Genomic DNA, 26,913 nt, shown 5'->3' with positions numbered 1-26,913 from the left:
ATAGCAGACCTTCTTGGTAATTTGCCAGGTTAAAGAAATCACATGACAGGCAATTGAAAATACGTCATAATGCATTTGTTTGCCATTTGTTGGTGTGAAAGAGGAGTTGTCACATCGTGAAAACGTCTATTTTACGGCGATTGTGGGTTGGTATCAGCGCCGCAGTGATCGCTTTTTATGCGACGGTGATTAATCGCTGTCAGATTGTCGGTGGGGAACAGGTTCCACCACAGGGAGGGGTTTTGTTTGTTGCCAACCATATATCGGCTTTTGATACCGTATTGCTGCCGGTGGCGATTTTAAAACAGCGCCCCTGGCAGATGGTTTGGGCCCCCGCCAAGGAGGAGCTCTTTCGTAACCGCCTGCTGGGAGCTGTCTTTCGTTCGTGGGGGGCCTTCCCGGTCAAACGCGGACGTGATCTGCGTGCCGGCAAGGAATTGGGTCGCTTGATGAAAGACGATGCTGTCATGCTGTTTCCCGAAGGAACCAGACACAAGGATGGTCGGCTCGGAGTCGGCAATCGTGGCGTGGGAAAGTTAATTTACGAGCATCGGCCGGTGGTCATCCCGGTTTCACTGGTAGGCTTGAATCGCTGGCGGGTTGGTGGCTGGGGTCAGCGGGCAGTGGTGCGGTTCGGGGAGCCGGTTGATTGTACCGATTTGTTCCAGCTGGCGGATGAAAAAACGACCCATGTGTTAATTGTTGAGCGTGCCATGTCAGCCATCGCTGCGGGTATTTTACTTGAGGTTTGAATAGCTGATAATCAGCGTATTTTTAATGTGGATAAAGGTGGATGCCGGATCGATCCAGCTAACAGCTTCCAGGTGAATGATGATGGGTGCCAACCGGGAAATTCAGAGGACAGACTGCAGCGTCATGCACGATGCCAGACAGCAACTGGCAGCTATTATGGATATATCGCGTGAAGCGATTCTGATTCTTGATTCTCGTGATTTTACCGTTTACGTTGCCAATCATCGGGCAGAGAAATTGTTTTGCTGCACTGATCGTGAACTCAAGGGCAAGCCTTTTTATGAGCTGGTTTCTGCTCATCAGGTGGCCGGTTTGAAGATGTTGCTGGAAGAACTGGCGGCAGGTCGCAGTCCGACCAAGCAGGCAACGCAACATTTTTATCGTAAGGACAAGGTCGATTTTCGAGGTGACATGGTTATCCGCTCTCTTACCGACGCGGCAGGTGACTGTCAGGGCATGATGGTCAGCATCAAGGATGTGACCGAACGGCTTGCAGCTGAAGAGCAGCTTAAGCGGATGGAAAAAAACTACTGGGAGATCTTCAACAGTACCAATGATGCACTGTTTGTCCATGACGCTTACACAGGAGCGATACTCGAAGCCAATAAAACGGTGGAAACCCTTTATGGCTACAGCCGTGAAGAGGTGTTTGTCAAAAATCTGCAGGATCTCAGTGCCGGCGTAGCGCCCTATTCTCTGAATGAGGGGATCGCCCAGATTCGTAAAGCGGTAGAAGGCGGGCCGCAGACCTGTGAGTGGCTCAGCAAGAAAAAAGACGGCGAATTATTCTGGACAGAAATTACCATGATTGCTTCACGGATCGGTGGTGAGGGACGGGTTCTTGCCGTGGTACGCGATATTGGAGACCGCAAAGAGATGGAGCGCCATCTGCAATATTTAAGTGCCCACGACTCCCTCACCGGCCTGTACAATCGGATGTATTTTGAGGCCGAATTTAAACGGATCGTCGATGAGAAGGCCTATCCCTTCAGTATTATCGTTGCCGATCTTGATGGACTTAAGCAGGTTAATGACAGCCTTGGACATGTTGCCGGTGATGAACTGATCAAGTCGGCAGCCAGCCTGCTGTCACACGTCGTCCGCGGGGATGATCTGGTGGCGCGTTTAGGTGGCGACGAGTTTATTATTGTATTGACCGAAACCGATGAGGAGGCCGCACAGATGCTGATGGAACGCATTCGTGCCGTGGAGCGGTCGATGCAGGCCGGGGACGGATCAGAACGGGTACGTTTTTCCCTGGGTAGTGCAACAGCCCGATCGGCTGGAGAGGTGGGGGATGTGTTTAGCCTTGCCGATGCCCGGATGTACGAAGATAAGGCTCAACGCAAGAGACAAAAAAGCACAGCATAAGGGGTCGTTTTTACCAGCGTGCTCCCGGCTGGGTAATGGGGTGGCGGTATTTGGCTGTGTTATCAACCGATTGACCGGCAAAGTAGATGCCGGCAATGACAAATGCCAGGAGAATCAGCAGCGCCAGCAACTTGATGAGATCCTTGAACATAGATACCTCTTGAGTTGCTTATCTATCGACTTTCTCGCGATAAAAGTTTAATCGCCCCGAGCCACCTTCCGGTCACTCGGGGCGATTGTTGTTCAGCGCTCAGCGAGGATTCGCAGCATCCGCCGCAATGGTTCTGCGGCGCCCCACAGCAGTTGATCGCCACAGGTAAAGGCCGACAGATAATGCGGGCCCATCTTCATCTTACGCAAGCGTCCAACGGGGATGGTCAGGGTCCCGGAGACCGCCGTCGGCGTCAGTTGGGTGAGGGAGTCCGCTTTGGTATTGGGAACCACTGTGGCCCATTCGTTGCTCGAAGCGATGAGCTGTTCAATCTCACTGATGGCGACATCTTTGGTGAGTTTGATGGTCAGGGCCTGACTGTGGCAGCGCATGGCACCGATGCGGACGCAGATACCGTCAACCGGAATGGGTGTTGAGTTGCCGAGAATCTTGTTGGTTTCGGCGAGGCCTTTCCACTCTTCACGGCTCTGGCCGTCTTCGACTTCACGGTCGATCCAGGGCAGCAGGCTGCCTGCCAGGGGAAAACCAAACTCGGTGGTCGGCATGGTGCTACTGCGCAATGCCGAGGTAACCTTGTGGTCGATTTCAAGGATCGCTGACGCCGGGTTTTGCAGTTGTTCGGCCACCGAATGATGGAGATTGCCCATCTGCAGCAACAACTCGCGCATGTTGGGGGCCCCGGCGCCTGAAGCAGCCTGATAGGTCATGGAGCTGACCCACTCAACCAGACCGGCGTTGAGTAACCCGCCAATCGCCATCAGCATCAGGCTGACGGTGCAGTTGCCACCGATGAAATCCTTGCAGCCGTTTGCCAAGGCTTCGTCGATCACCTTGCGGTTGATCGGATCAAGGATGATGACGGCGTTGTCCTTCATGCGTAAGGAAGATGCTGCATCGATCCAGTAACCGTCCCATCCGGTAGCACGCAGCTTGGGGTGAATTTCGTTGGTGTAATCACCTCCCTGACAGGTGATGATGATATCAAGCTCTGCCAGCTTGCCAAGATCAGAAGCGCTCTCCAGGGTGTTGTTGCCTAGTTGTCCAAACTGGGGTGCTTTTTCTCCGGCCTGGGAAGTTGAAAAGAAAACCGCTTCAACTCCGGCAAGGTCGTTCTCTTCCAGCATCCGTTGCATCAGAACGGAACCGACCATGCCACGCCAACCGACCAATCCGACTTTCATAATGTTTCTCCATGTTGACGGGTAAAAGAAATAAAACTATTCTCAAACAGAATCTTCTGTTTGCGTGTTAGCCGTCAATCATAGCATTTCTGCAGTGTTAGTGGAAATCGATTTTCTTTGCATCGAGCCCTTGGGAATAAAAATGTCAGATTTAGAGCAGCGTCTACCGTTGGGCAAGCCAACCCGCTATCAGGACAGCTATGACCCAACGTTGCTTTGCCCTTTTGCGCGTCACATCAAACGTGATGAGATTGGCCTGGGCAAAGAGCTGCCTTTTGGTGGTTTTGATCTATGGACCGGCTATGAGCTATCCTGGCTGAATCGTAAAGGCAAACCGGTGGTGGCGGTGGGGGAGTTTCGATTTGCCTGTGATACCCCTTATCTGATCGAATCCAAGTCATTTAAGCTCTACCTCAACTCCTTTAACCAGACACCCTACCCGGATGTAGCGGCGGTGACAGAGCAGATGCGTGAAGACCTCAGCCGCGCCAGTGGTGGCGAGGTGAAGGTCCAACTGTGGGGGGTGGAAGATTTTTCGCGGTTACAGATAGGGATGTTGCCGGGAGATTGTATCGATGATCTCGATATAGAGATTGATGATTACCAACTTAATCCAGGTGTGTTACTCGGAGCGTCGGATACGAAATGCCCGGTTAAGGAGCAGTTGCACAGCCATCTGCTCAAGAGCAATTGTCTGGTGACCAGCCAGCCCGACTGGGGGAGCGTACTGATCCGTTATCAGGGCGGTAGAATTGATCGTGAGGCGCTACTGCGTTATTTAATCTCATTCCGCCGGCACAATGAATTTCACGAACAGTGCGTAGAGCGGATTTTTACCGATCTGCTGCGTTTCTGCCGTCCGCAAAAACTAACTGTTTATGCGCGTTATACCCGTCGCGGCGGGCTGGACATCAACCCCTTCCGATCTAACTTTGAAGAGGATATCGACAGTATTCGTCTGGTGCGCCAATAGCAGCTGGCCGAAGCAGATCAAGCCTGCTGACGCAGAATAGTGACCGTCTCGCCACCGATCCCCCAGTTGTCGGTATCCACTTCATCAATCACTACCACCGTTGTTTTTGGATTTTTGCCCAGAACCTCGACCAAAAGGTCGGTAGCGCCCTTGATCAGGCGTTTTTTCTGTTCGGGGGTAGCGCCTTCACGGGTAATCTTAATGTTGACGTAGGGCATGGTTATTTTCCTTTCTGTCGATGGGTGGGTGTTCCGCAGAAATGTGAATCTAACACAGTAACGATCAGGCTGACACCAACGCAAGCCGTTGCCAGCAGCAAGGGCAGGGCAAAGTCGTCGCGCAGGTCAGCCAGGCGACCGGCGACAATCGGTCCGAGAACCTGACCGATACCGAAGGCGGCGGTTAAAAAAGCCGCAATCCAGCGGCTGTCGGCGGGCATACGGCGTTGGCCTTCGGCAAGGGTCAAGGCGACAATCCCCATGAAGGTGCCACCAAAGCTTGCAGCGGCAAACAGCAGACCGATGACGGAGGTTGAAAAAACACTCACCATAATGCCGGCGGCTTGCAGGGCATAGGCCGCTATTAACGCCGAACGCGCACCGTAGCGGCGGGCCAGCCACGGCCAGATCAGGGTCGACGGGACGGCTGCCAGACCAACCGCCACCCAGCTCCAGGGGGCCAGTCGTGAAAGACCGGGGGTTGACGTAATCAGCGCGACGATAAAGGTCGCCGAGACCACATAGCCGAGGCCTTCAAAGAAATAGGCCGTTGCCAGGGCATAAATGCTGCTACGTTGGTTGTTGATTGGGCTGCTGCCTGCCGGCGGCGGAACCAGCACGCCCTGCCGGTGGCCTAGAAGAATACCGGCGGTGGCCAGCAGCGCCGCAGCGATGCCCGCGCCGATCCAGGCACCACTCCAACTCCAGTAGTGATCCAGTACCGGAATCAACACCCCGGTCAAGGCAATCCCGAGGCCAACCCCACTGTAGAGGGTGCCGATGTGATGAGCAAGGCCCTGACGCCTGAGAACGTCACCGACCTCGGCGGAGATCAGCACAAAGAGGACGGCGCTGGTGATGCCGCTGACCAGTCGTAATCCACCCCACCAGAAGGCAGACACGGTCAGCCCCATGAGGGCCGTGGTGAGGATGCACAAAAGCAGGGACGATCCGGTAAATAGACGTATTCCCAGCAGGCGCGGGGTGAGGGAGCAGAGGATGGCACCCATCAGGTACCCCAGGTAATTGAGCCCGGCCAGCCAGCCGGCGAGGGTGTTGCTCATTCCCAGATCGCGCTGCATCAAGGGCAGGATCGGCGTGTAAGCGAAGCGTCCGATCCCCATGGCCACCATCAGACCAAGGATGCCACCGACCAGAACCAGCTGTGCTGAAGGTGTATGAACCTTTTGGTCAGGCATAGTTCTTCTTCTCTGGTAAAGGGTGACAGCGGAGATATTTTCTTGTTTCCACTGATGAATATCGGTTACTTTGACTCGTCTGACAACGATTTTTCAAAGGAATCAGTCGTGAAAAAATTAATTATTTACGCATTATTTGTCATTTCAACGGCTATTGGCATCTATTTCGGCTATGGCTATATGCAGGGGAAACGTTTTGACCCGACGGTTATTCCTTATGTCGAACAGGCCATACCCCAATTAAGTCGCTGGGATGTTGCTGCTACCAGGGCACTGCTTGACGAGGAAGCCTTAAAGCGGGTCAGTGATGATGATCTGGCTAAGATGATGGATTATCTCACCCGTATCGGTGAACTGCAGTCATTTGACAAGCCGAGCTTCCGGTCAACCAGTAAAACCATGACCACCGGTGCCATTGAGCGTGATGTCGTAACCTATCGGGTCATGGCTAACTATAGCTCAGGTCCGGCGGAAATCACCCTGAGTCTGGTGGATCGTAGCGGCGCCTATACCCTGCTGCATTTTAATTTTCAGTCGCAGGCTTTAGCACCCTGACCATCTTGCCTGGAAACCCTACCAGCGCTAGAATCATTCTAAATCAGTAGTGGTATATTAAGGAAGGTCAACTGAAAAGGACTGGTTATGAGCTATCTGCGCACCCTGCATCTTTGTCCATTTCTCCTTTTTTTCCTGTTCTTAAGTGGTTGTCAGGCAACGACCGGGCATTACCTGGGCGCCCTCGCAGATGAGGAGGCAGTCACAGCAATTACCCCGGTTCTGGATGCCCAGCAGCACTGGGAAGAATTCTATGTGACGGTTGATAGTCGCCTGATGCGCGAAGAAGACCAATACCGGATGACAGGATGGCTGTCTTTTTCTCAGCATTCACGGATGATGTATGCTCGGGTTGCCGATGTCGAATTGACATTGTTTCTGCTGGATACTGATGATCTGGTGGTTGATTATCGCAAGGCGACTCATTTTAGAGGTTTACGTCCCGAAGATCGAATTCCCTTTACCGTGACCCTGCCTCTGGTTGATCAGGCTGTCGCCTATACCTTCGGTTATCAGATTACCCTTATTGATGATGAGGGAGCCTCTACGACCAACTGGTTTTATCCCCGTACTCGCCACTAACTGAGGGCCTTGAACGCCAAGAAGGGGTTTTTTTGATCCGGTCTCTAGTTTGTCTGGTCGGACAGTGATTTTCTGCGTACAATGTCCCGCTATGTCTGATTGATCACCTCAATGTTTCTTCTTTGTCTCTGTTCAGCTCTATCCTTGCCACAGGATTCCCGACTCGGTACGGAACAGATACCTTCTTGTTTTATAGGACACCAATGACTCAATTACCCCCGTTGGATGTGATCCCCCTGCTGCGTGAGGATACCGGCCTGGCGCCGGGATCAATCAAGCAGACTGTTGCCTTGCTGGAAGAAGGGGCGACGGTTCCCTTTATTGCCCGCTACCGCAAAGAGGCAACCGGCGAACTGGATGAAGTGCAGATTCGTCTGATTGAAGAGCGCCTGGCCTACCATAAGGAACTGGACGAACGACGCCGGACGATTCTTAAAACCATCGACGAGCAGGGCAAACTGACGCCGGAACTGCAGGCACGTATTCTTGCCTGCCGGCAGAAGACCGAGCTGGAAGATCTCTATCTGCCCTACAAGCCGAAGCGCCGTACCAAGGCGACCATCGCCAAAGAACAAGGGCTCGAACCTCTGGCGCAACAGCTTCTTGCTGCTAAGGGCGCGGCGATTGATCTGCACCAGTTGGCTGCGCCTTTTGTCAGCGCCGAACTGGGGGTTGCGGATGAGGCTGCGGCCTTGCAGGGGGCCGGTCACATTATTGCCGAACAGTTTGCCGACACCGCCGCGGCCAGAGCACTGGTTCGGGAGCTGACCCGGGAACAGGGGATCTTCCGTTCTGGGCCGGCTCGTGGCAAGGAAGGGGCGGTAAGCAAATACGAGATGTATTACGATTTCAGCGAACCGTTCAAACAGATTCCATCCCATCGCATGCTCGCCATGCGCCGGGGCGAAAAAGAAGAGTTTTTGCGCTTGCAGATCGAGGCGCCGGAGGAGGACATTCTCGGACGTCTGGCGCAACTGTTGGTGCCCGGGAATTCTTCGTGTCGCGAGTGGCTGGTTACGGTAATTGGCGATGCCTATGCGCGGCTCATTGCTCCGTCCATCGAGGTTGAATTACGCCTGCTGGCCAAACAACAGGCTGATGAAGCGGCGATCCAGGTGTTTGCCGAGAACCTGCGCAATCTGCTTCTCGCTGCTCCGGCCGGGAGCCACCGGGTGCTCGGGGTTGATCCTGGTTTGCGAACCGGGTCCAAATTGGCAGCGGTGGATGACACCGGACGCTTTCTCGACCATGCTACCATTTACCCCCATACCGGGGGTGGTCGGGCAGGTAGTGCCGGGAAGGATCTGTTGCAGCTGATCAATAAGCATGACATTGAGATGGTGGCGATTGGCAACGGCACCGCCGGGCGTGAAATGGAGCAGTTTGTCCGCGCGGCGCTCAAGGAGGCTGGTAAAAAACTGCCGGTAGTCATGATCAGTGAAGCTGGTGCCAGCGTTTATTCGGCTTCCGATATCGCCCGCGAGGAGTTCCCTGATCTTGATCTGACCGTGCGCGGTGCCATCTCCATCGCCCGACGCCTGCAGGATCCCCTGGCCGAGTTGGTCAAGGTCGATCCTAAAAATATCGGTGTTGGTCAATATCAGCACGATGTCAGCCAGAGCGCTTTGAAAAAATCCCTCGATCAGGTGGTCGAATCGTGCGTCAACTATGTCGGCGTTGATCTCAATACCGCCAGTTGGGCCCTGCTCGGGTTCGTTTCGGGGATTGGTGAACATCTGGCGAAAGGGATTGTCCGCTATCGTGATGAGCAGGGGGCTTTTGCTACCCGCAAACAGTTGCTCAAGGTGCCACGTTTTGGTCAGAAGGCCTTTGAACAGGCCGCCGGTTTCCTGCGCATTCGTCAGGGCAGTGAGCCCCTCGATAATACCGCGGTTCACCCCGAGCGCTACCAGTTAGTGGCGACCATGGCCAGGGACGCGGGGATTGATGTGGCGACCCTGATCCGTCGCCCGGAGCTGCTCGATCAGATTGATCTGAAGGCCTATGTGCGTGAAGATGTCGGTCTGCCGACCTTGCGCGATATTGTCGCCGAGCTGAAAAAACCCGGTCGTGATCCGCGTGAATCCTTTGTTGCCAGTAGTTTTCGTGAGGATGTCACCGGCATGGATGATCTCAAGGAGGGGATGACCCTGGGTGGTATCGTCACCAACGTTGCTGCTTTTGGCGCTTTTGTCGACATCGGAGTGCATCAGGACGGTCTTGTTCATGTCAGCCAGCTCGCCGATCGCTTTGTCAAAAATCCGGCTGAGGTGGTCAGGGTTGGCCAGCAGGTACAGGTACGGGTGCTGGAGGTGGATACCCAGCGCAAGCGGATTTCACTGACGATGCGCAGTGGCGAGGTTAACAGGGAGAAGCCGGTCGCTATGCGTTCAAGCAAGGATACGATGAGCCCTAAAGCGCAAAACAAGCAGCAGGCTTCTGCTCCGGCGGGACCGACGAATCTGGCCGCGGCGCTGGAAAAGTCGGGCTTTCGGGTGAGCAAGAAGAAATAGGGGTTGTTGGTTGGAGCCGGGTCGGGGATCCTGTGCCAAGGGACGCTTTTCGTCATCCATGACCGCTTGACTGTCGCCGTCCATGGCGACAGACACCCTTGTCACAGGATCCCCAACCCGGCAACAAGGATGGGTTTAATAGTTACAATAGGAGAAGTTATGTACGGCGAAAAAACCCACTCACTGCTGATCGGCTATGTCCTGTGGATTTTCGGGTTTATGGGGTCACACCGTTTTTACTACGGACGCTCCATCAGCGGCACCATCTATTTTTTTACCCTGGGTCTGTTCTTTATCGGCTGGATTGTTGATCTGTTTCTGATTCCCGGAATGGATCAGGACGCCGATCTGCGCTACAGTCATGGCATCAAAGACTATAATGTCACCTGGATCCTCATGACCTTCCTCGGTATCTTCGGGGTGCATCGTTTTTATCTGGGTAAATGGATCACCGGGCTGATCTGGTTTTTTACCGGTGGCCTGTTTCTTATCGGCTATCTCTACGATTTCTGGACCCTCAACGAACAGGTGGATGAGGTCAATCGTCATAAATTTATCCAGATCGTCTGAGCCTCTGCTATTTCTTACCCCAATGCCAGTGCCGCATAGATCCGCGCGGCATCTTCAACCTCGGCAAAACTGGTCTGTTCATCGGCGGTATGGGCAGTTTCGAGGGAGCCGGGACCGAGGATCAGGGGTTTGCTGCCGGCCTGAAAAAACAGGTTGCCGTCTGAATGGGAGCGAAAGGGTACCAGATTTAATGGCAGGTTGAGGCGCGGATAAATTTCTTCAAGGATGTTGATGGTGTTGTCCTCCGGCGCAAGTTGATAGCCACCGGCCTCAAAGTTAAAAACCACCTCAAGATCCAGCCCTTTGATTGAACTGCGGGCCTGCTCCAGGGTTTTTTCGATGATGGTACGCACCGTCACCGGGCTTAAATCGGGCGACAGATGCAGGTCGATCATCGCTTCACAACGGTCAGGTACGACAAAGCCTGCCCGCGATGAGCTCATTTCACGAATCGAATAAACCAGTTTGGTCGCCTGCTGACGAAATGCGGTTGATCGTTCGATCTGCAACAGTACCCGCAGCATCGACTCGATGGCATTGTGCCCAAGTTCCGGCAGGGAGGAGTGGATGCGCCGCCCCTGGGTGATGAGGGTGACCTCCATATAGCCGTAGTGGTCGAAGGCCGGGAGCAGGGCGGTCGGCTCGCCGATAATCACCGAACGTGGGCAGCATTCTTCAAGAAACCGGGCGCTGCCGTCACCATTCTCCTCCTCACCGACAACCAAGAGCAGCCCGAGGGACGGACGCTGATCTTCCGGCAGGGTGGCCAGGGCGGTCCAGGCTTCAACCATGGCAGCGCAGCCACCTTTCATGTCAGCACTGCCTAAGCCCCGAATAACGCCCCATTCTTCAACTGCGGCATATTCATCGATGTCCCAGGCGGGAACCGTATCAACATGACCGACCAGATACAGGTCGGGGCTGTCACTGCCCATGGTGGTGATCAGGTTGAAGCGTTCTTCTTCATCAACCACCTGACGCCGCACATCTGTTCCGGTGGCACGCAACTGCTCTTCAAGGAACAGCTGAATATCCTCTTCTTTGCCGGAGGGGGAATAGATATCGATCATGTCGATGAGGTTTTTTTTCAGGCGATCAGGATCTATCTCATGCCAGACCTGTTCCAGTCGCGTTGTCATTTGCTCTCCTTTTTCTTTTTCTTTTTATGTGAACGGGACAGGTTCAGGGTCATATAAACGTGTTCCTGGATGTGGCCGAAGCCGAGTTTCTTGAAAAAATGGATACCGGCCTCGTTGTCAGCGTCGGTATCGATGATAATCATCCGTACTCCTTGTTCCTTCATGCGCACTCTGAGTTCGTTGAACAGTTTTTGACCGGTACCGCCTTTTTGCAGCCCGGGGCGCACGCCGATCCACACCAGGTAGCCGTATTTCCACGCCGAATGTTGCTTATCGACAGTTGTTCCCAAGGCAAAACCAACAATCTCTCCATCCAATTCGGCGACCAGGCAGAGTTCGCTGTCGGAATTAAACAGGGTGGTAATTTCGTATTCATCCCAGGTGCGGTACATACTGGGTGAAAAGTCAGAGGTGAACAGCAGTTCACCCAGATGGAAGACCGCCGCCATATCGTCAATGGTCATCTGGCGGATATCCAGATCGTCAGTAAATACGTCTTTGTTCATCGAGACACCATCAGTAATTATTAAAAGGAAAAATTAATACCCAGCCTTATAGATAGCAGAAAAACACAGTCACGATAAGATTTGTTTGTATAATATTGAAGATAGTTTTTTCCAGTAGATGAAAATGTACTTGTTATCAAAATCAGCTTATCGGCCCTACGTAACTGTATTTTTTAAAAGAATTCCAGTAGGGTATCAATGCAGTTCTCCCGGTGAGTTTAGGTAAGGTGTTCATGATTTGTAGCACAATGCGGATATCCGCTGTCGTTGTCCTGATGTTGCTGGGCTGGCCTGGTCTGACAATCAGTGCACCGGCGCAGTCTCCCTGGCAGCAGGAGCAACTGCTGCAGGAGCCGATATTTAACGGTCACTTTTTCCTGCGTGAAGCAGGTAGTGAACATCAGGATATTCTGCTACTGGTGCATGGTTTGGGGGATGGAGCTTCCGATATCTGGGAGCCGTTTGTTGCCGAGTTGGCTGAGAGTTTCCACGTCATTGCCCCTGATCTCCCCGGCTTTGGTCGTTCCAGCAAAGCAAATCAGCTCTATTCTCCCGCCAACTACGCCGAGTTTGCCCACTGGCTGCTGGACCGCCATCCCGGCAAGCCGGTCTACCTGGTCGGCCATTCCCTGGGGGGAGCTATTTCGCTGCATGTTGCTGCGCGCCATAGCGGACGGCTTGAGCGTTTGATTCTTGTCGATGCTGTAGGAACGCTTCACCGTCTTGCCGTCAGCCAGAACCTGGTCCGCGATCTGATCAACCTGGATCTGCCTTTTTTTTCAACAACGGTGGAATCAACACTGGGGCGGATTGCCGGACTGGTGTTGGAAAAAACCGCACGCGTTCCTCTGGATCCTGATCTGCTCCTGGTAAACGCCGCAGCGCGGGAAAAGTTCCTCGCCGGTGATCCCGCTCGGATTGCTGCGCTGGCCCTGGTGCAGAGCGATTTTTCCCTGTTGTTGCCACGGATAACGACTCCGACCTGGTTAATCTGGGGGGATCAGGATCAGATTGCACCGCTACGCATTGCCACGATTCTTGACTGGAACTTAACGGACAGTCGCCTCAGGTTGCTTTATGGCCTTGATCATATCCCGATGAATGAGGACCCACAGCGGTTCATGGGCGCCTTACAACAAGCGTTGCTTGACAATAAGCCCGATAGTGCTCCTCTTGCTACGCCGGTTGAACCGGTTGATGCTGTTTGTGATCAGCAACGGGGGCGGGTTTTTAGCGGTAACTTTGCTACATTACAGATTGATAACTGCAGTGACGTGCTGATCCATGATGCCCAGGTTGCTCAATTGATAACGAGCGATTCACAGGTGACGATAGAACGGTCGCTGCTGGGTAATGACGCTCAGGGTATAGCTGTCCAGACCCTTCGTTCTACCCTGACCCTGACCGGGGTCGATATCAAGGGGCGGATCGGCATGCAGATGGACCAGAGCCGTATTGACCTTGCCGGGGGGCGTTTTTTAGAGACCCCGCTGGCGGTGATGGCGGTGGGTAATCCATCGTCTATCCTGTTTTCCAGCTCGATTAAGCGACTCAATGGTCAGCTGATATCCTTGCAATTGAGTCGGGGGCTGGGTCAGGGGGAAAGTTTCTAATAGGGAGGCAGATCTGTAATCTCAGATTTGAGATCTGAAATGGACAAGGCACCCACCAAAGTGGGTGCCTTGTTGTATTGGTTATTGTGCGGTACCAGCTGCGTTACCGCGGGCTTTACTGCGTTCGATGGATTGCAGGGCCAGATATTCCTTGCCGAAGCGGTTGAGGTTTTCGATTTCGTCATCATAATTGTCGTAATGGCGCTCTTCATCGACTACTAACTGCTCAAACAATCTTTTTGATACCGAATCAGCATGGTTGCCACATTCGTTGGCCCAGCGGTTGTAGTCAAGGGCACTCTGCTCTTCCATCGCCTTGGCCAGTTGCAGCATTTCCTCAACCTTCGTGATCTTTTTCACATCTTGAGATGCCTTCATCTCGACGTCGCCGCCCAAAAAGAGGATGCGCTCGGCCAGGTTTTCAACATGCATCATTTCTTCAATGGCGATTTTTTTGAACAGCCCGGCGAGCAGGTCATAGCCCTGATCGTCGCAGTGAAAGTGAAAATACATATACTGGTGCAGTGCAGTCACTTCTTCGGCCACGGCCTGGTTCAGTAAAACGATGCTTTTTTCATGCATAACAGAATCTCCTTAGTTGGTTGTCAAGGGACTTACTTACTTGCCCCAGGTGTTACGAATCCGTTGTACGGCGGTTTCAACATTACTGCGTTCACCAAAAGCAGAAAGGCGGAAATAACCTTCACCGCTGGGGCCAAAACCGCTACCCGGGGTGCCGACAACATGGCATTCGTTCAAGAGTTTATCAAAAAACTCCCAACTGTTCATCCCTTTCGGTGTTTTTAACCAGATATAGGGAGCATCGACGCCGCCGTAGCATTCAACCCCGGCGGCCTGCAGCCCTTCCCGGATGATCCGGGCATTTTTCATGTAATAAGCGATGATGTCACGGGTCTGCTGCCATCCTTCATCCGAATACACCGCTGCGGCAGCGCGTTGGACCGGATAGGAGGCTCCGTTGAACTTGGTTGTAACGCGCCGCTTCCAGAGCCTGTTGAGGTTGTACTTCTCACCGCTTGCGGTTGTTCCGGTTAACTGCTCCGGGACTACGACCAGGCCACAGCGCACCCCGGTAAACCCGGCGGTTTTAGAAAAGGAGCGGAATTCAATGGCGCATTCCTTAGCGCCCTCAATCTCATAGATGGAGTGAGGAATGCCGGGGGTGGTGATAAAGGCTTCGTAGGCGGCATCAAAGAAGATCACGGCATCATTCGCACGGGCGTAATCGACCCATTTTTTCAGCTCTTCCTTGGAGGCTACAGTGCCGGTTGGGTTGTTAGGATAACACAGGTAGATAATATCGACCTCTTCTTTGGGGAGATCAGGGATAAAGTTATTGTCGGCGGTAAAGGGCATGTAGACAATCCCTTTATAGTAGCCTTTTTCATCAGCCTCACCGGTGCGTCCCACCATGACGTTGGTGTCGTTGTAGACCGGATAGACCGGATCGCCAATGGCAACAACATTGTCCAGGGCAAAGATGTCAAGGATATTGGCACAGTCACACTTGGAACCGTCAGAAATGAAGATTTCGTTAGTGGTCAGCTCAACACCTAAGGGTTTGTAGCTTTTATCGATAATCACCTGTGACAGCCATTCATAGCCTTGCTCCGGACCGTAACCGGCAAAGTTTTCTGTTGTGCCAAGATCATCAATGGCCTGATGAAAAGCTTGAATAACCGCCGGCGCGAGGGGACGGGTGACATCGCCTATCCCTAAGCGAATAACCTTGGCTTGCGGGTTGGCTTTGGTGAATTCAGTGACACGGCGACCAATTTCAGGGAACAGATAGCCGGCTTTAAGTTTCAGATAGTGATCGTTGATACGTGCCATTTTTCTCTACATCTCCTTGGTAACTATTCAAATAGAATGAAATGATTGTCTTAGCTCAGCCCCAGCACATCCTGCATATCATACAGACCCGGCGGTTGGCCTTGCAGCCAGACACAGGCGCGGGCAGCGCCGCGGGCGAACATGTCGCGGCTCATGGCGCGGTGGCTGATCTCGATGCGTTCTCCCATGCCGATAAAATAGACCGTGTGTTCACCGACGATATCACCGCCACGTACGGTCTGCATGCCGATTTCGGCGTGGGTGCGTTCACCGCACATTCCTTCACGGTGGTAATTGGCAACCTGATTGTAGTCGCGCCCGAGGACTTCGGCCACCACTTCGCCCATCCGTACTGCCGTGCCGGAAGGGGAGTCTTTTTTCCTGTTGTGGTGCAGTTCGACAACTTCGACATCGAAATCATCCCCAAGAATCCTGGCCGCTTCTTTGAGCAGCTTGAAACAGGCATTGACGCCGATGCTCATGTTGGGCGCCAGCACCACCGGAATTGTTTTGGCAAACTCCTCGACCTGGTGTTTCTGCTCGGGGGTAAAACCGGTAGAACCGCTGACCAGCATCTTGCCGTGGCGGGCGCAGACCGCCAGATTATTCAGGGTCACTTCGGGGAAGGTAAAGTCGATGAGAACGTCGGCCGCAGCAACGGCGGCATCAAGGTCGCTGGTTAAGGGGACCCCAAGTTCACCTGCGCCGGCAATCAGACCGGCATCCATCCCCAGTTGGGGGTGCCCATCCCGCTCTACCGCCGTTGACAGGGTCAGTCCCTTGGTTTCGCACACCGCGTGGATCAGGCGGGTGCCCATGCGTCCGGCAGCGCCGATAATGGCAACATTCATGATAATTTTCCTTGCGTTACTAAACGGTTCAAATCAGCTGGTGCTTGCTCAGCACCGCTTTTAGCCTGGTCAGGTTTTCCGGTTGCAGATCAACCAGTGGCAGTCGCACCCCGGGACGACATTTCCCCATCAACGAAGCGGCGGTTTTGACTGGTACCGGGTTGGCTTCAATGAACATGGCCTGATGGACATCAAGCAGTTGCAGGTGTAGTTTTCTGGCATCGTCCCAGCGGTTTTCCTGCGCGGCCACGACCATCTGCTTGACCTGCCTGGGAATAATGTTGGCAGATACGGAAATCACCCCTTTGGCGCCACAGGCCATCAGCGGCAGAGCCAGGAAGTCATCTCCTGATAACACATCGATCTTGTCCCCGGCTTTGGCAATAATTTCGCTGGCCTGGGTAACATCACCTGAGGCTTCTTTAATGGCGACAATCTGCTTGAATTCAGCCAGGCGGATGGTGGTCGCAGCAGTCATGTTGCTGCCGGTACGGCCCGGCACATTGTAAAGGATCTGCGGCAGGGCAACCTGCTCGGCCAGCGCCTTATAGTGTTGGAAGATCCCTTCCTGGGATGGTTTGTTGTAGTAGGGGGATACCAGCAGCAAACCGTCAGCGCCGGCTTCTTTGGCATGGCGTGAGATCTCAATCGCCTCGGCGGTGGAGTTGGAGCCGGTACCGGCAACAACCGGGACCCGTTTGTTGACCTGCTCTATGCAGATATCGATCACCCGATTGTGTTCATGATAGTTGAGGGTCGCGGACTCACCGGTCGTCCCACAGGGGACGATCACATCGGTGCCGTTGTCGATCTGGAATTCGATCAGTTGGCGATAGCTTTCCTCATCAACGTTCCCCTGTTGATCGAAGGGGGTGATGATGGCGGTCATTGATCCGTGAAACATATTCTCCTCCCAAAAAGATAAGTGCAAGGCGCTATTGCTAACATACTGTCCGCTTAAAGTAAAGGGTGGCAGCCCTTGACAGAACAATAAAAAACCTAAAAAACAATTAGTTAGGCTTTTCTTCCGACTCGTTTGTTGCTGCCCCAGGGATCGCAGCCGGCTGTTCAACCGCGATGTTGGTGATTGGGCGAACCGGCCCTTTTTTGCCGCAGGCTGACAGGAGCAGAGCCGTGATGATCAGAATCAGGATGGATTGAATGCGCATCAGACAGCCTCGTTGTTCAGTCGTGCCAGTTCCCGCTCCACCGCCGTGCGGGCGGTGCCGCCGATGGCCTTGCGGGCGTTGACCGAGGCTTCTAACGTGACAAAATCATAAATATCCTGGTCGATCACATCAGAAAAACTGCGAAATTCTTCCAGGGTCAACTCAGGGATATCCTTGCCGGTCTCCACGCAATAGCGCACCGTCTTGCCCACCACTTCGTGGGCTTGACGGAAGGGCATCCCTTTGCGCACACAGTAATCAGCAACATCGGTTGCGGTAGAAAATCCCCGCGCTGCCGCAATGCGCATATTGTCGCCTTTGACCCGCATCTGGGCGATCATGTCAGCAAATACCTTCAAACTTCCTTTGACCGTGTCGATGGTATCGAACAGGGGTTCCTTGTCTTCCTGCATATCCTTGTTATAGGCCAGCGGCAGGGATTTCATCAGGGTCAAGAGGGCGATCAGGTTGCCGTAAACCCGGCCGGTTTTGCCGCGCACCAGTTCCGGTACATCTGGATTTTTCTTTTGTGGCATGATCGAACTGCCGGTACAAAAAGCATCCGACAGTTCAATAAAGTTGAAATCGGCGCTCGACCAGAGGATCAGTTCTTCCGATAGCCGCGACAGGTGCATCATCAGGATTCCGGCAACAGCACAGAACTCGATGGCAAAGTCGCGATCAGATACGCTGTCGAGGCTGTTGCGCGTTACCCCGTCAAAGTCCAGCTGCTGTGCCACCCACTCACGGTCGATAGGGAAGGTGGTGCCGGCCAAAGCACCCGCGCCCAGGGGTAGAACATTAAAGCGCTTGCGCAGATCCTGCAGGCGGCTGGTATCACGGGCGATCATCTCACGATAGGCGAGCAGGTGATGGCTGTAGAGTACCGGCTGGGCGGTTTGCAGATGGGTATAGCCGGGCATGATGACATCCAGATGGTTCTGCGCCTGGTGGATCAGCGATTGCTCAAGTTTGCCCAGATAGACCAGAATCGTGTCAATTTCATCCCGCAGATAGAGGCGGATATCGAGCGCCACCTGGTCGTTGCGGCTGCGACCGGTGTGTAGTTTGCCACCGACCGGACCAATCCGTTCGATCAACCGCGCCTCGATGTTCATGTGGATGTCTTCGAGGGCAACGGAAAATTCCATCTTGCCGGCCTCAATCTCGGCAAGGATCGCGTCAAGGCCGGCGATGATCTGCTGCGCTTCATCGACAGCAATAATCTCCTGGCGGCCGAGCATCTCGGCGTGGGCCTTTGAACCCTGAATATCGTAGCGATACAGACGCTGATCGAATTCAATCGATGCCGTAAATTCTTCCACGAATTTATCCGTCGGTTGGGTGAAACGACCACCCCATAGTTTGCTGCTCATTTTTCACTCTTTCTTGCTGGACAAAAACTCAGCCACCAAGGCACCAAGCGCACCAAGGGGGCAATCCCATTTGGTTTTCTTGGAGTCCTTGGTGCCTTGGTGGCAACGTGACTTATTATTTTTTAGCTGACCGCTGAATGGCGGCAATGCGCAAACGCAAGGCATTGAGTTTGATGAAGCCTTCTGCATCGGCCTGGTTGTAGACCTCATCGGCCTCAAAGGTAGCAAAGTCGACATTGAACAGACTGTCAGTGGCTGAATCGCGGCCGACAACACGGCAGTGTCCTTTGTAGAGCTTGATCCGCGCCTTGCCGTTGACGGTCTGCTGGGTATTATCGATCAGGGCCTGCAGGGCCAGACGCTCAGGAGCGAACCAGTAGCCGTTGTAGATCATGGCGGCATAGCGCGGTACCAGGGAGTCGCGCAGGTGCATGACTTCGCGGTCCATGGTGATCGACTCCACCGCCCGGTGGGCCTCTTCGAGGATGGTACCGCCGGGGGTTTCATAGACGCCGCGGCTCTTCATGCCGACATAGCGATTTTCCATCAGATCGACGCGGCCGATGCCGTGCTTGCCGCCCAGTTCATTGAGTTTGGCCATCAGCTTGGCCGGTGAGAGGCGCTCACCATTAACCGCGACAGCATCCCCTTTTTCAAACTCGATGTCGACAAATTCCGGCTGATCGGGTGCATCTTCCGGGCGTACGGTCAGCACGTACATCTCCTCCGGAGCTTCGGCCCAGGGGTTCTCCAGGATATCCCCTTCAAAGGAGATGTGAAGCAAGTTGCGGTCGGAACTCCAGGGGAACTTTTTGCTGGTCGGCACTTCGATGCCGTGTTTTTTGGCGTATGCTTCCAGTGCGGTACGGCTCTTCATATCCCATTCACGCCAGGGAGCGATGACCTTGATCGCCGGATCAAAGTGATAATAGGAAATTTCAAAACGCACCTGGTCATTGCCCTTGCCGGTGGCACCATGGGAAACAGCGTCGGCTCCTTCTTTGGCAGCAATCTCCATCTGCGCCTTGGAAATCAGCGGGCGGGCAATTGAGGTCCCGAGGAAGTAACGGCCCTCGTAGATGGCGTTGGCACGGAACATGGGGAAAACAAAATCGCGGGCAAACTCTTCTTTCAAATCGACGATATGGCAGGAAGATGCGCCGGTTTTTTTGGCTTTCTCCGGGACATGATCAAGCTCTTCCCCCTGACCAAGATCGGCGCAATAGGCAACGACTTCGCAGCCGTATTCCTCTACCAGCCACTTGAGAATGATGGAGGTGTCAAGGCCCCCCGAATAAGCCAGAACCGCTTTTTTAACCTGTCCTTTTTTGCTCATTGTAGATACTCCTGTGCGTGAAAAAGGGTGGAAGGTTCCACCGCTATAATTTGATAACGTAGGTGTCGGACATGCGATCATGCAGGGCGCGTTTCTGGTCGTCAAAAATTACCATCAGATAGCCGACGCCGAAAATAATGCCGGAAAGAAACTTCGCCGGGACTTCACGAAAAGCCGCACGTCCATAGCTGATCGGGGAGCCGTCCTGACGAACTACCTTGATACGCAGGACCATCTTGCCGGGGGTCTGCCCGCAATAGCCGGTGAAAAAGATGTAATAGGTAAAGCTGATCAGGTAACTGAAAAAGTGGACGATAAAAGCGGTTTCGCCGGCGCCGCCATCATTGCCAACCACGGTCACGGTGCCGGCGAGGGCCAGCAGTCCGCCAAGGATCATCTGTAGGCCGAAAACAATGGCAGCATCTACCAGGGTGGCCACGGCACGCATCCAGAAGGTCGCTTTGGGCACCGCATCCATCGGATTAGAGTATACCCCGGGCATGGGCGGCCGCGGTGGGGTCTCGGTCTGGATCTCTTCCGGTGGCTGCGGTGGAGTCACCGGCGAGGGATCTGTGGTCTGTTGCCGTGGCGTTTGCGGTTGCTCGGCAGCACCGACCGGTTCGCTGTCGCTGACAGGTGCGTTTTTCTCCTGCTGATCCTGTGGCTGCGGCAGATCAAAGGCTTTGGTACACAAGGGACATTTGACTCTGACCGTTCCCGGTGGGATTTGTTCGGGATCGATGGAGCGGCTGTATTCACAGTGGGGACAGGTTAATTTCATGATGTTAATCCGCCATCAAGGTGGCCATGATGGCCTTCTGTACGTGGAGACGGTTTTCCGCCTCGTCAAAGATGATCGATTGAGGCCCTTCCATCACTTCGTTGGTGATTTCTTCGTCGCGGTGAGCAGGCAGGCAATGCATCACCAGAGCATCCTGGTTTGCGCTGCTCAGCAACTCGCTGTTGATCTGGAAGTCGGCAAACGCTTTGGCGCGGATCTGTTGTTCCTCCTCCTGCCCCATGCTGGCCCAGACATCGGTGTTGAGAATGTCAGCGCCGGCTGCCGCTTCGCGAGGATCGTTGGTCAGGATCAGTCGCGCCCCGGCCTTAAGAGCCTGGTCGACAATCCCGGGATCAGGTCCATAACCGGGCGGGGTGGCAATCCGCAGTTCAAAGCCGAACACTGAGGCAGCATTGATCCAGCTGTTAGCCATATTATTGCCATCGCCGATCCAGCAATAAACCAGTTGGCGGTAATTGGGGCGATGTTCGCTGACGGTAAAGAGATCGGCCATCAATTGACAGGGGTGGTTCAGGTCGGTCAGACCATTAATGATCGGCACACTGCTATGGGCAGCAAATTCTTCAACAATGGAATGGGCAAAAGTGCGGATCATCACGCCGTCGCAGTAGCGCGCCATCACCTTGGCACTGTCGCGGATCGGTTCGCCGCGCCCCATCTGGGTATTGCCGGAATGGAGAAACAGGGCATGACCACCCAGTTGAAACATACCGGCCTCGAAGGAGACCCGGGTACGGGTGGAACTTTTTTCGAAGATCATCGCCAGGGTTTTCCCCTCCAGCAGGCGATGAGGTATACGCTGCTGCTGTTTGGTTTTCAGCTCACGGGTCAGGGCAAATATGCCCTCAAGGTCGGCTAATGACCAGTCGGAGAGGGAGAGAAAATCTTTTTTCATGCGGTTGTTACTCCTGCATTATGTTCACTGAAAATAGAATCCAGAATGTCGATCAGTTGACTGATCTCGGCATGGCTGACAATCAGCGGTGGGACAAAACGTAACACATTGCCGGCGGTACAGTTGATCAAAAGACCGCGCTCCAGGGCCTTGTTGACAATCGGAGCCCCTTCGCAGCCCAGTTCGACTCCGATCATCAGCCCGCGACCGCGAACGCCCAGGATAAGCGGGTGACGTCCTTTGAGTTGTTCGAGTTGAGCCATGAAAAAGGTCCCGGTTGCGCGACACTGATGCAGCAATTCCGGGTTGTTCAGCTCATTAAACGCTGCAATAGCCGCAGCGGTGGCCAGGGGATTGCCGCCGAAGGTTGAGCCGTGGGTGCCCGATCCGAGGACGTCGGAATAGGGATCACGAGCAACCATGGCGCCAATCGGAACCCCGCCGCCAAGAGCCTTGGCCAGGGTCATCACGTCGGGCTCGATGTCTTCCTGCTGATAGGCAAACAGGGTGCCGGTACGTCCCAGACCGGTCTGGATTTCGTCGAGTATCAACAACAGCTGGTGGTCGTTACAGAGTTCGCGAACCGCTTTGAGGTAGCCGGGTGGTGGAATACGAATGCCCCCTTCGCCCTGGATTGGCTCGAGCATGACAGCGCAGGTGTTTGGCCCAACCGCCTGGCGCAGGGCCTCAATGTCTCCAAAGGCAACGTGTTTGAAGCCGGGGAGCAGCGGGGCAAAACCTGCCTGGACTTTTTCCTGACCGGTAGCGCTGACGGTTGCCAGGGTCCGCCCATGAAAAGAGGCGGTAGCAGAGATAATTTCGTGGCGCTGGGGACCGAACTTGTCACCGCTCCATTTGCGTGCCAGCTTAAGTGCGGCCTCGTTGGCTTCAGCGCCGGAATTACAGAAAAAGACGCGGTTGCCGAAGGAACTCTCGCACAGCAGACGTGACAGTTCGATCTGGGTCGGGATGTGATAAAAGTTGGAGCAGTGTATCAGGGTGCCGGCCTGTTCACGAATGGCGGCGACCACCGCCGGATGACAATGGCCGAGGTTATTAACGGCAACACCGGCGAGAAAGTCGAGGTACTGCTTGCCATCGTTGTCGATCAACCGGCAGCCTTCGCCCCGCACTGCCACCAGTGGGTAGCGCCCGTACGTCCCGGCAACAGTGGTCAGCCCCTGATCAATCCATTGTTGGGTTGACGTCATTATTTATACCTCGCTACCGCAGTGCCGATCCCCTTGTCGGTGAAGATTTCCAGCAGACAGGCATGCTCCATGCGCCCATCGACAATATGGGTTTTGCCTACCCCTGCTTCGATCGCTTCGACGCAACAGTTAACCTTGGGAATCATGCCGCCGGAAATGGTGCCGTTGTTGATCAAATCAGGTACACGCCGGATATCAATGGTAGAAATAAGGCGTCCATCCTTGTCCTTAACCCCTTCCACATCGGTGAGCAGAATCAGCTTTTCCGCTTTTAAGGCGCCGGCGATCTTGCCTGCTACCAGATCAGCGTTGATGTTATAGGTTTCGCCTTCGAGTCCGCCGCCAATCGGAGCGATCACCGGAATGAAGTTGTTTTTTTCAAGGGCTTCGATAATCGCCGGGTTGACCTCCTCGACTTCACCAACCATGCCGATATCGATGATCTCCGGGGTCAGGGAGTCGGGATTGACCGCGGTCATTTCCATCTTGCGGGCGCGGATCAGGCCACCATCCTTACCGGTAATGCCGACGGCCTTGCCGCCGTGACGGTTGATATTGGTGACAATCTCTTTATTGACCTTGCCGCCGAGCACCATTTCCACCACATCCATGGTGGCGCTGTCGGTGACCCGCATCCCCTGGACAAAATGGCTCTGGATATTCATCGCCTCCAGGACCTTGCCGATCTGCGGTCCGCCACCGTGGATCACCACGGGGTTGAGACCGATATATTTCATCAGAATAATGTCGCGGGCAAATTCTTCTCTTAAACGTTCATCGACCATGGCATGGCCACCGTATTTGATGACGATGGAGGTGCCGTAAAAACGCCGAATCCACGGCAGGGCCTCCATCAGAACGTTGGCTTTGGCTATCAATTCTTGCATTACCGTTTTCCTTTACAAGATATAACGAGACAAGTCTTCATCCTGGCTGATTTTTGCCAGGCGTTCCTGTACCTGCTCCGCGCCGATCATCACCTTGTCGCCGGAACGCTCGGGTGCGTTGAAGGAGAGGTCTTCCAGCAGTTTTTCCATAATCGTGTGGAGGCGCCGGGCGCCGATATTTTCTGTGTGGTCATTGACCGTTTTGGCGATTTTAGCTATTTCGCGGATAGCGGCATCGTCAAAGTGCAAGTCGATCGATTCGGTCTTCATCAACTCACGGTACTGGCGGATCAGGGCATTTTTGGGCTCAGTTAAGATCCGGTAAAAGTCGTCCTCGTCAAGGCTGTCGAGTTCGACCCGGATCGGGAACCGTCCCTGAAGTTCAGGAATCAGATCCGAGGGTTTTGCCATGTGGAAGGCACCAGCAGCAATAAACAGAATGTGATCGGTTTTGATGGAACCGTGCTTGGTATTGACCGTGCTGCCTTCGACAATCGGCAGGATGTCACGCTGAACCCCCTCGCGGGATACTTCCGGCCCGTGTACTCCCTCGCGGCTGGCAATTTTGTCGATTTCGTCAATAAAGATAATCCCGCTCTGCTCGGCCCGCTCTTTGGCCAGAGCCGTAACGTTTTCCATGTCGACCAGTTTTTCCGCTTCACTTGTGGTGAGGATCTCGCGGGCTTCGCTGACCTTGACCCGTTTGCGCTTGGCACTTTTCGGGAAGAGGTTGCCGAACATCTCCTTGATGTTGAGTCCCAGCTCTTCATTTCCCTGGGGCGTGAAGACTCCCATGGCAGGCATGTTGCTGACTTCAACATCCAGTTCAACAAAACGCTCATCCAGTTCCCCCAGGCGCAGCAGTTTGCGCAGTCGGTCCCGGGTGCCCTGGCGTTGCTCTTCCTTGTCGGGCGAACGGTCAGCCTCTCCCGGCAGCAGCAGGTCCAGCAGCCGTTCTTCGGCATTGGCCTCGGCCTTGATCTGCATTTTTGCCGTTTCTTCTGCCTTGACCATATTAATGGCCAGTTCGAGCAGATCACGCACCATGCTTTCGACATCACGACCGACATAACCAACCTCGGTAAATTTACTGGCTTCCACCTTGATGAATGGAGCCTGAGCGAGTTTGGCCAGGCGTCGGGCGATTTCAGTTTTGCCGACGCCGGTCGGTCCGATCATAATGATATTTTTCGGCGCAATCTCATCGCGCAGTTCGGCGGGCACCTGTTGACGGCGCCAGCGGTTGCGTAAGGCCACAGCGACGGCTCGCTTGGCGTCCTTCTGGCCGATGATGTAGCGATCCAGTTCAGAGACAATTTCGCGGGGGGTAAAGTTGTTCAAGAAAGTACCTCGATTGCAATCCGGTCGTTAGTATAAATGCAGATATCAGCGGCGATTTTGAGTGCTTCTTCGGTAATTTTTGCGGCATCAAGAGTAGAATGGGCGATCATCCCACGCGCCGCAGCGAGGGCAAAGCTGCCACCGGAACCGATAGCGGCGACTCCGTCATCAGGTTCAATGACATCACCGGCGCCGGAGATGATCAGGGTGACATCCTTGTCAGCGACAATCAGCAAGGCTTCCAGTCGGCGGAGAATACGGTCGGTGCGCCAGTCCTTGGCCAGGGCAACGGCGGCGCGGGGCAGGTTGCCGCGAAATTCCTGCAGCTTGGCCTCAAATTTTTCAAACAGGGTAAAGGCATCGGCGGTGCTGCCGGCAAAGCCTGCCAACACCTTGTCTTCATAAAGACGTCTGATTTTACGGGCGCCGTGTTTCATCACCGTATTACCGAGGCTGACCTGCCCGTCGCCTCCCAGGGCAACCTGATGGTTGTAGCGAACAGAACAGATGGTTGTGCCTTTAAACATGAATTGCTCCATCAAAACGAGTCAGAATGACAGTAGAAAACAGGCGATTACGGTGACAAACAAAAGATGCACCATAACACAGAAACGCTCCAATTAAAAAGGGCAATGTCGCCTGAACACAGGGCTTTAATAGGGATTTTGGCAGGCTGCTGAAATACGATTATTGCCACTGTTGCAGTAAGGTTAGACTGGTTTTCTTTTGGTCATTTTCCCGGCAGAGGAAACTCAATGGTCGCTGTTGTCCCGATCTCGGGTTGGCTGTCGATTTGCAGCTGCCCGCCCATGGCGCGAATAAAGTCACGGGCATAGTAGAGGCCTAAGCCGAAACCGCGCACCTGCCCGGTGCTATGGGGATCAAACTGATAAAACTTATTGAAGATTTTAGCCAGTTCCGGTTCGGGAATCCCCATGCCGCTGTCCTGGATGGTGAGTCTGACCCGATCCCCCTGTTGGACACCACGTACCTCAATAATTCCTTGTCGTGGGGTAAATTTGATCGCGTTGTCGAGCAGGGCGCGGACCGCAAAATGTATTTTTTGCGGCTGCAACAATAACAAGCGCTCTGACATGGGGCTCGGAATCCGGGCGTTTATCTGTTGGGCTTTGCCTTGGGCCGTGGGTTGAAGCTCCTCAATGACCTGTCTGGCAACCTGGCCGAGATCGGTTAGTTCCAGAGTCATCTCATCTTTGTGCAGGGTGGCCTCGCTGAAATAGAGCAGATCCTGAATCAGTTTTTCCAGATAGGTGGTTTCCGCCTGGACCATGGTTAAAATCTGAAGAAAGTTTTCATCCGTCGGACTCTCTACCCCTTCGGCAAGATTCTGGATAAACAGGGAGATGGCGGCGGTGGGGGTTTTAAGTTTGTGGGAGATCAATCCCAAAAAATCGTTTTTCAAGCGGTCAATATGGCGCAAATCAGCAAGTTCGCCGCGCAGGGCATGACGCTCGAGAACTTTTTCCACGGTTGTGCTTAATTGCAGGACGCTGATCGGTTTGGTGATGAAATCATCTGCTCCAGCTTTAAGGGCATCAAGGATCAGTTCTTTATCGGAATAGCCGGTCATCAGAATGACGGGAAGATCAGGCTGTTCCTGGCGGATGATCCGCAGAAACTCCAGGCCGTCAATGTTGGGCATATTGACGTCAGTCAGCACGATGTCGACATCTTCGTGGCTGAGAAACCTCAACGCGTCGAAACCGTCTTCCGCCTGCAGCACCTTGTAGGTATCAAAAACGCCGGCGCAAAGATCGCGGATCAGCGGTTCGTCATCAACAATCAGCAGTTTTTTGGGCGAATGGCCGTTGCCGCCTGCAGGCAT

At 54.0% G+C, this 26,913-nt stretch carries 28 protein-coding genes; 8 read left to right on the top strand and 20 right to left on the bottom strand.

The window, feature by feature from the left end; all coding sequences use genetic code 11:
• Positions 1 to 116 precede the first annotated feature (116 nt).
• Both ICT70_RS12815 and ICT70_RS12810 read left to right on the top strand, forming a co-directional pair.
• A complete protein-coding gene (locus tag ICT70_RS12815) occupies positions 117 to 752 on the top strand; it encodes a 1-acyl-sn-glycerol-3-phosphate acyltransferase (RefSeq protein ID WP_191157261.1) in 636 nt (211 codons plus the stop codon).
• A 124-nt stretch (positions 753 to 876) separates the two neighbouring features.
• On the top strand, positions 877 to 2,124 hold the full coding sequence (locus ICT70_RS12810) for a sensor domain-containing diguanylate cyclase (protein WP_191157258.1): 1,248 nt from the start codon (positions 877 to 879) through the stop codon (positions 2,122 to 2,124).
• Positions 2,125 to 2,134: 10 nt separating this feature from the next.
• On the opposite strand, the gene ICT70_RS12805 is transcribed toward ICT70_RS12810, so the two are convergent.
• Both ICT70_RS12805 and asd read right to left on the bottom strand, forming a co-directional pair.
• Positions 2,135 to 2,275, bottom strand: coding sequence for a hypothetical protein (locus tag ICT70_RS12805; protein ID WP_191157256.1), 141 nt, complete (start codon positions 2,273 to 2,275; stop codon positions 2,135 to 2,137).
• 92 nt (positions 2,276 to 2,367) lie between these two features.
• Positions 2,368 to 3,477 (bottom strand): aspartate-semialdehyde dehydrogenase, encoded by a 1,110-nt coding sequence (asd, locus tag ICT70_RS12800; protein WP_191157254.1) that lies wholly within the window; start codon positions 3,475 to 3,477, stop codon positions 2,368 to 2,370.
• 142 nt (positions 3,478 to 3,619) lie between these two features.
• On the opposite strand from asd, the gene queF reads away from it, so the two are divergent.
• A complete protein-coding gene (gene queF / locus ICT70_RS12795) occupies positions 3,620 to 4,450 on the top strand; it encodes an NADPH-dependent 7-cyano-7-deazaguanine reductase QueF (RefSeq protein ID WP_191157252.1) in 831 nt (276 codons plus the stop codon).
• A gap of 17 nt (positions 4,451 to 4,467) precedes the next feature.
• Here the strand turns inward: queF and ICT70_RS12790 are convergent, their stop codons facing one another.
• A complete protein-coding gene (locus tag ICT70_RS12790; RefSeq protein WP_191157250.1) occupies positions 4,468 to 4,668 on the bottom strand; it encodes a tautomerase family protein in 201 nt (66 codons plus the stop codon).
• A 2-nt stretch (positions 4,669 to 4,670) separates the two neighbouring features.
• Entirely contained in the window at positions 4,671 to 5,867 is a 1,197-nt protein-coding gene (locus ICT70_RS12785; RefSeq protein ID WP_191157248.1) for a YbfB/YjiJ family MFS transporter, read from the bottom strand.
• A gap of 108 nt (positions 5,868 to 5,975) precedes the next feature.
• Between ICT70_RS12785 and ICT70_RS12780 the strand changes: the two genes are divergently transcribed.
• The 4 genes from ICT70_RS12780 to ICT70_RS12765 all read left to right on the top strand — a co-directional run bounded on the left by ICT70_RS12780 (position 5,976) and on the right by ICT70_RS12765 (position 10,087).
• Positions 5,976 to 6,422: a hypothetical protein gene (locus ICT70_RS12780; RefSeq protein WP_191157246.1), complete on the top strand. Its 447-nt coding sequence runs from the start codon at positions 5,976 to 5,978 to the stop codon at positions 6,420 to 6,422.
• 87 nt (positions 6,423 to 6,509) lie between these two features.
• Positions 6,510 to 7,004: a hypothetical protein gene (locus ICT70_RS12775; RefSeq protein WP_191157244.1), complete on the top strand. Its 495-nt coding sequence runs from the start codon at positions 6,510 to 6,512 to the stop codon at positions 7,002 to 7,004.
• 203 nt (positions 7,005 to 7,207) lie between these two features.
• The gene (locus tag ICT70_RS12770; protein ID WP_191157242.1) at positions 7,208 to 9,517 is read left to right on the top strand and encodes a Tex family protein; all 2,310 of its coding nucleotides are present in this window, start codon (positions 7,208 to 7,210) and stop codon (positions 9,515 to 9,517) included.
• A gap of 159 nt (positions 9,518 to 9,676) precedes the next feature.
• A complete protein-coding gene (locus tag ICT70_RS12765; RefSeq protein ID WP_191157240.1) occupies positions 9,677 to 10,087 on the top strand; it encodes an NINE protein in 411 nt (136 codons plus the stop codon).
• Between the two features lie 14 nt (positions 10,088 to 10,101).
• Here the strand turns inward: ICT70_RS12765 and ICT70_RS12760 are convergent, their stop codons facing one another.
• Both ICT70_RS12760 and ICT70_RS12755 read right to left on the bottom strand, forming a co-directional pair.
• Positions 10,102 to 11,226 (bottom strand): M20 family metallopeptidase, encoded by a 1,125-nt coding sequence (locus ICT70_RS12760; protein WP_191157238.1) that lies wholly within the window; start codon positions 11,224 to 11,226, stop codon positions 10,102 to 10,104.
• The gene (locus ICT70_RS12755; protein WP_191157236.1) at positions 11,223 to 11,732 is read right to left on the bottom strand and encodes a GNAT family N-acetyltransferase; all 510 of its coding nucleotides are present in this window, start codon (positions 11,730 to 11,732) and stop codon (positions 11,223 to 11,225) included. The genes ICT70_RS12760 and ICT70_RS12755 overlap by 4 nt, the downstream gene beginning before the upstream one ends.
• A 233-nt stretch (positions 11,733 to 11,965) precedes the next feature.
• Here ICT70_RS12755 and ICT70_RS12750 point away from each other — a divergent pair, with 233 nt between their 5' ends.
• On the top strand, positions 11,966 to 13,345 hold the full coding sequence (locus ICT70_RS12750; RefSeq protein WP_191157234.1) for an alpha/beta fold hydrolase: 1,380 nt from the start codon (positions 11,966 to 11,968) through the stop codon (positions 13,343 to 13,345).
• Between the two features lie 81 nt (positions 13,346 to 13,426).
• Here ICT70_RS12750 and ICT70_RS12745 read toward each other — a convergent pair whose 3' ends face one another.
• From ICT70_RS12745 to ICT70_RS12680, 14 genes are all read right to left on the bottom strand, one after another.
• Positions 13,427 to 13,927: a ferritin-like domain-containing protein gene (locus ICT70_RS12745; RefSeq protein WP_191157232.1), complete on the bottom strand. Its 501-nt coding sequence runs from the start codon at positions 13,925 to 13,927 to the stop codon at positions 13,427 to 13,429.
• Between the two features lie 36 nt (positions 13,928 to 13,963).
• Positions 13,964 to 15,199 carry an LL-diaminopimelate aminotransferase gene (locus ICT70_RS12740; protein WP_191157230.1) on the bottom strand — a complete coding sequence of 412 codons (1,236 nt, stop codon included), beginning with the start codon at positions 15,197 to 15,199 and terminating at the stop codon, positions 13,964 to 13,966.
• A gap of 50 nt (positions 15,200 to 15,249) precedes the next feature.
• Positions 15,250 to 16,053: a 4-hydroxy-tetrahydrodipicolinate reductase gene (gene dapB, locus ICT70_RS12735; RefSeq protein WP_191157278.1), complete on the bottom strand. Its 804-nt coding sequence runs from the start codon at positions 16,051 to 16,053 to the stop codon at positions 15,250 to 15,252.
• 25 nt (positions 16,054 to 16,078) lie between these two features.
• Positions 16,079 to 16,954 carry a 4-hydroxy-tetrahydrodipicolinate synthase gene (gene dapA / locus ICT70_RS12730; protein ID WP_191157228.1) on the bottom strand — a complete coding sequence of 292 codons (876 nt, stop codon included), beginning with the start codon at positions 16,952 to 16,954 and terminating at the stop codon, positions 16,079 to 16,081.
• A 106-nt stretch (positions 16,955 to 17,060) separates the two neighbouring features.
• Complete coding sequence (gene lptM, locus ICT70_RS12725; RefSeq protein WP_191157226.1) at positions 17,061 to 17,219, bottom strand: LPS translocon maturation chaperone LptM; 159 nt, start codon at positions 17,217 to 17,219, stop codon at positions 17,061 to 17,063.
• Entirely contained in the window at positions 17,219 to 18,595 is a 1,377-nt protein-coding gene (gene argH / locus ICT70_RS12720) for an argininosuccinate lyase (protein ID WP_191157223.1), read from the bottom strand. The genes lptM and argH overlap by 1 nt, the downstream gene beginning before the upstream one ends.
• A gap of 115 nt (positions 18,596 to 18,710) precedes the next feature.
• The gene (locus ICT70_RS12715; RefSeq protein WP_191157221.1) at positions 18,711 to 19,931 is read right to left on the bottom strand and encodes an argininosuccinate synthase; all 1,221 of its coding nucleotides are present in this window, start codon (positions 19,929 to 19,931) and stop codon (positions 18,711 to 18,713) included.
• A gap of 43 nt (positions 19,932 to 19,974) precedes the next feature.
• Entirely contained in the window at positions 19,975 to 20,712 is a 738-nt protein-coding gene (locus tag ICT70_RS12710) for an RDD family protein (RefSeq protein ID WP_191157219.1), read from the bottom strand.
• A 4-nt stretch (positions 20,713 to 20,716) separates the two neighbouring features.
• Positions 20,717 to 21,628, bottom strand: coding sequence for an ornithine carbamoyltransferase (gene argF / locus ICT70_RS12705; RefSeq protein ID WP_191157217.1), 912 nt, complete (start codon positions 21,626 to 21,628; stop codon positions 20,717 to 20,719).
• A complete protein-coding gene (locus tag ICT70_RS12700) occupies positions 21,625 to 22,839 on the bottom strand; it encodes an acetylornithine transaminase (RefSeq protein ID WP_191157215.1) in 1,215 nt (404 codons plus the stop codon). Before ICT70_RS12700 ends, argF begins: the two co-directional genes overlap by 4 nt.
• Positions 22,839 to 23,726: an acetylglutamate kinase gene (gene argB, locus ICT70_RS12695; protein WP_191157213.1), complete on the bottom strand. Its 888-nt coding sequence runs from the start codon at positions 23,724 to 23,726 to the stop codon at positions 22,839 to 22,841. Before argB ends, ICT70_RS12700 begins: the two co-directional genes overlap by 1 nt.
• 12 nt (positions 23,727 to 23,738) lie before the next feature.
• Positions 23,739 to 25,067, bottom strand: coding sequence for an ATP-dependent protease ATPase subunit HslU (gene hslU, locus ICT70_RS12690; protein ID WP_191157211.1), 1,329 nt, complete (start codon positions 25,065 to 25,067; stop codon positions 23,739 to 23,741).
• On the bottom strand, positions 25,064 to 25,594 hold the full coding sequence (gene hslV / locus ICT70_RS12685) for an ATP-dependent protease subunit HslV (RefSeq protein WP_191157208.1): 531 nt from the start codon (positions 25,592 to 25,594) through the stop codon (positions 25,064 to 25,066). Before hslV ends, hslU begins: the two co-directional genes overlap by 4 nt.
• A 203-nt stretch (positions 25,595 to 25,797) precedes the next feature.
• Positions 25,798 to 26,913, bottom strand: coding sequence for a hybrid sensor histidine kinase/response regulator (locus tag ICT70_RS12680; protein WP_191157206.1), 1,116 nt, complete (start codon positions 26,911 to 26,913; stop codon positions 25,798 to 25,800).

Origin of the sequence: Pelovirga terrestris, assembly GCF_014773365.1 — a bacterium.
GTDB classification, from domain to species: Bacteria; Desulfobacterota; Desulfuromonadia; order Desulfuromonadales; family Geopsychrobacteraceae; genus Pelovirga; species Pelovirga terrestris.
The sequence above is the reverse complement of the archived record's forward strand: the minus strand, read 5'-3'. Positions and strand labels throughout refer to the sequence as shown.

Excerpts from the sequence above, each read along its gene's own strand:
- queF (WP_191157252.1), top strand. The coding sequence starts at position 3,620 with ATGTCAGATTTAGAGCAGCGTCTACCGTTGGGCAAGCCAACCCGCTAT.
- ICT70_RS12755 (WP_191157236.1), bottom strand. The coding sequence starts at position 11,732 with ATGAACAAAGACGTATTTACTGACGATCTGGATATCCGCCAGATGACC.
- ICT70_RS12770 (WP_191157242.1), top strand. The coding sequence starts at position 7,208 with ATGACTCAATTACCCCCGTTGGATGTGATCCCCCTGCTGCGTGAGGAT.
- argB (WP_191157213.1), bottom strand. The coding sequence starts at position 23,726 with ATGCAAGAATTGATAGCCAAAGCCAACGTTCTGATGGAGGCCCTGCCG.
- ICT70_RS12745 (WP_191157232.1), bottom strand. The coding sequence starts at position 13,927 with ATGCATGAAAAAAGCATCGTTTTACTGAACCAGGCCGTGGCCGAAGAA.
- ICT70_RS12700 (WP_191157215.1), bottom strand. The coding sequence starts at position 22,839 with ATGACGTCAACCCAACAATGGATTGATCAGGGGCTGACCACTGTTGCC.
- ICT70_RS12750 (WP_191157234.1), top strand. The coding sequence starts at position 11,966 with ATGATTTGTAGCACAATGCGGATATCCGCTGTCGTTGTCCTGATGTTG.
- ICT70_RS12810 (WP_191157258.1), top strand. The coding sequence starts at position 877 with ATGCACGATGCCAGACAGCAACTGGCAGCTATTATGGATATATCGCGT.
- ICT70_RS12805 (WP_191157256.1), bottom strand. The coding sequence starts at position 2,275 with ATGTTCAAGGATCTCATCAAGTTGCTGGCGCTGCTGATTCTCCTGGCA.
- ICT70_RS12785 (WP_191157248.1), bottom strand. The coding sequence starts at position 5,867 with ATGCCTGACCAAAAGGTTCATACACCTTCAGCACAGCTGGTTCTGGTC.
- ICT70_RS12765 (WP_191157240.1), top strand. The coding sequence starts at position 9,677 with ATGTACGGCGAAAAAACCCACTCACTGCTGATCGGCTATGTCCTGTGG.
- ICT70_RS12710 (WP_191157219.1), bottom strand. The coding sequence starts at position 20,712 with ATGAAATTAACCTGTCCCCACTGTGAATACAGCCGCTCCATCGATCCC.
- ICT70_RS12680 (WP_191157206.1), bottom strand. The coding sequence starts at position 26,913 with ATGCCTGCAGGCGGCAACGGCCATTCGCCCAAAAAACTGCTGATTGTT.
- dapA (WP_191157228.1), bottom strand. The coding sequence starts at position 16,954 with ATGTTTCACGGATCAATGACCGCCATCATCACCCCCTTCGATCAACAG.
- lptM (WP_191157226.1), bottom strand. The coding sequence starts at position 17,219 with ATGCGCATTCAATCCATCCTGATTCTGATCATCACGGCTCTGCTCCTG.
- argF (WP_191157217.1), bottom strand. The coding sequence starts at position 21,628 with ATGAAAAAAGATTTTCTCTCCCTCTCCGACTGGTCATTAGCCGACCTT.
- ICT70_RS12775 (WP_191157244.1), top strand. The coding sequence starts at position 6,510 with ATGAGCTATCTGCGCACCCTGCATCTTTGTCCATTTCTCCTTTTTTTC.
- ICT70_RS12760 (WP_191157238.1), bottom strand. The coding sequence starts at position 11,226 with ATGACAACGCGACTGGAACAGGTCTGGCATGAGATAGATCCTGATCGC.
- ICT70_RS12715 (WP_191157221.1), bottom strand. The coding sequence starts at position 19,931 with ATGAGCAAAAAAGGACAGGTTAAAAAAGCGGTTCTGGCTTATTCGGGG.
- ICT70_RS12740 (WP_191157230.1), bottom strand. The coding sequence starts at position 15,199 with ATGGCACGTATCAACGATCACTATCTGAAACTTAAAGCCGGCTATCTG.
- ICT70_RS12790 (WP_191157250.1), bottom strand. The coding sequence starts at position 4,668 with ATGCCCTACGTCAACATTAAGATTACCCGTGAAGGCGCTACCCCCGAA.
- argH (WP_191157223.1), bottom strand. The coding sequence starts at position 18,595 with ATGAGCAGCAAACTATGGGGTGGTCGTTTCACCCAACCGACGGATAAA.
- hslV (WP_191157208.1), bottom strand. The coding sequence starts at position 25,594 with ATGTTTAAAGGCACAACCATCTGTTCTGTTCGCTACAACCATCAGGTT.
- asd (WP_191157254.1), bottom strand. The coding sequence starts at position 3,477 with ATGAAAGTCGGATTGGTCGGTTGGCGTGGCATGGTCGGTTCCGTTCTG.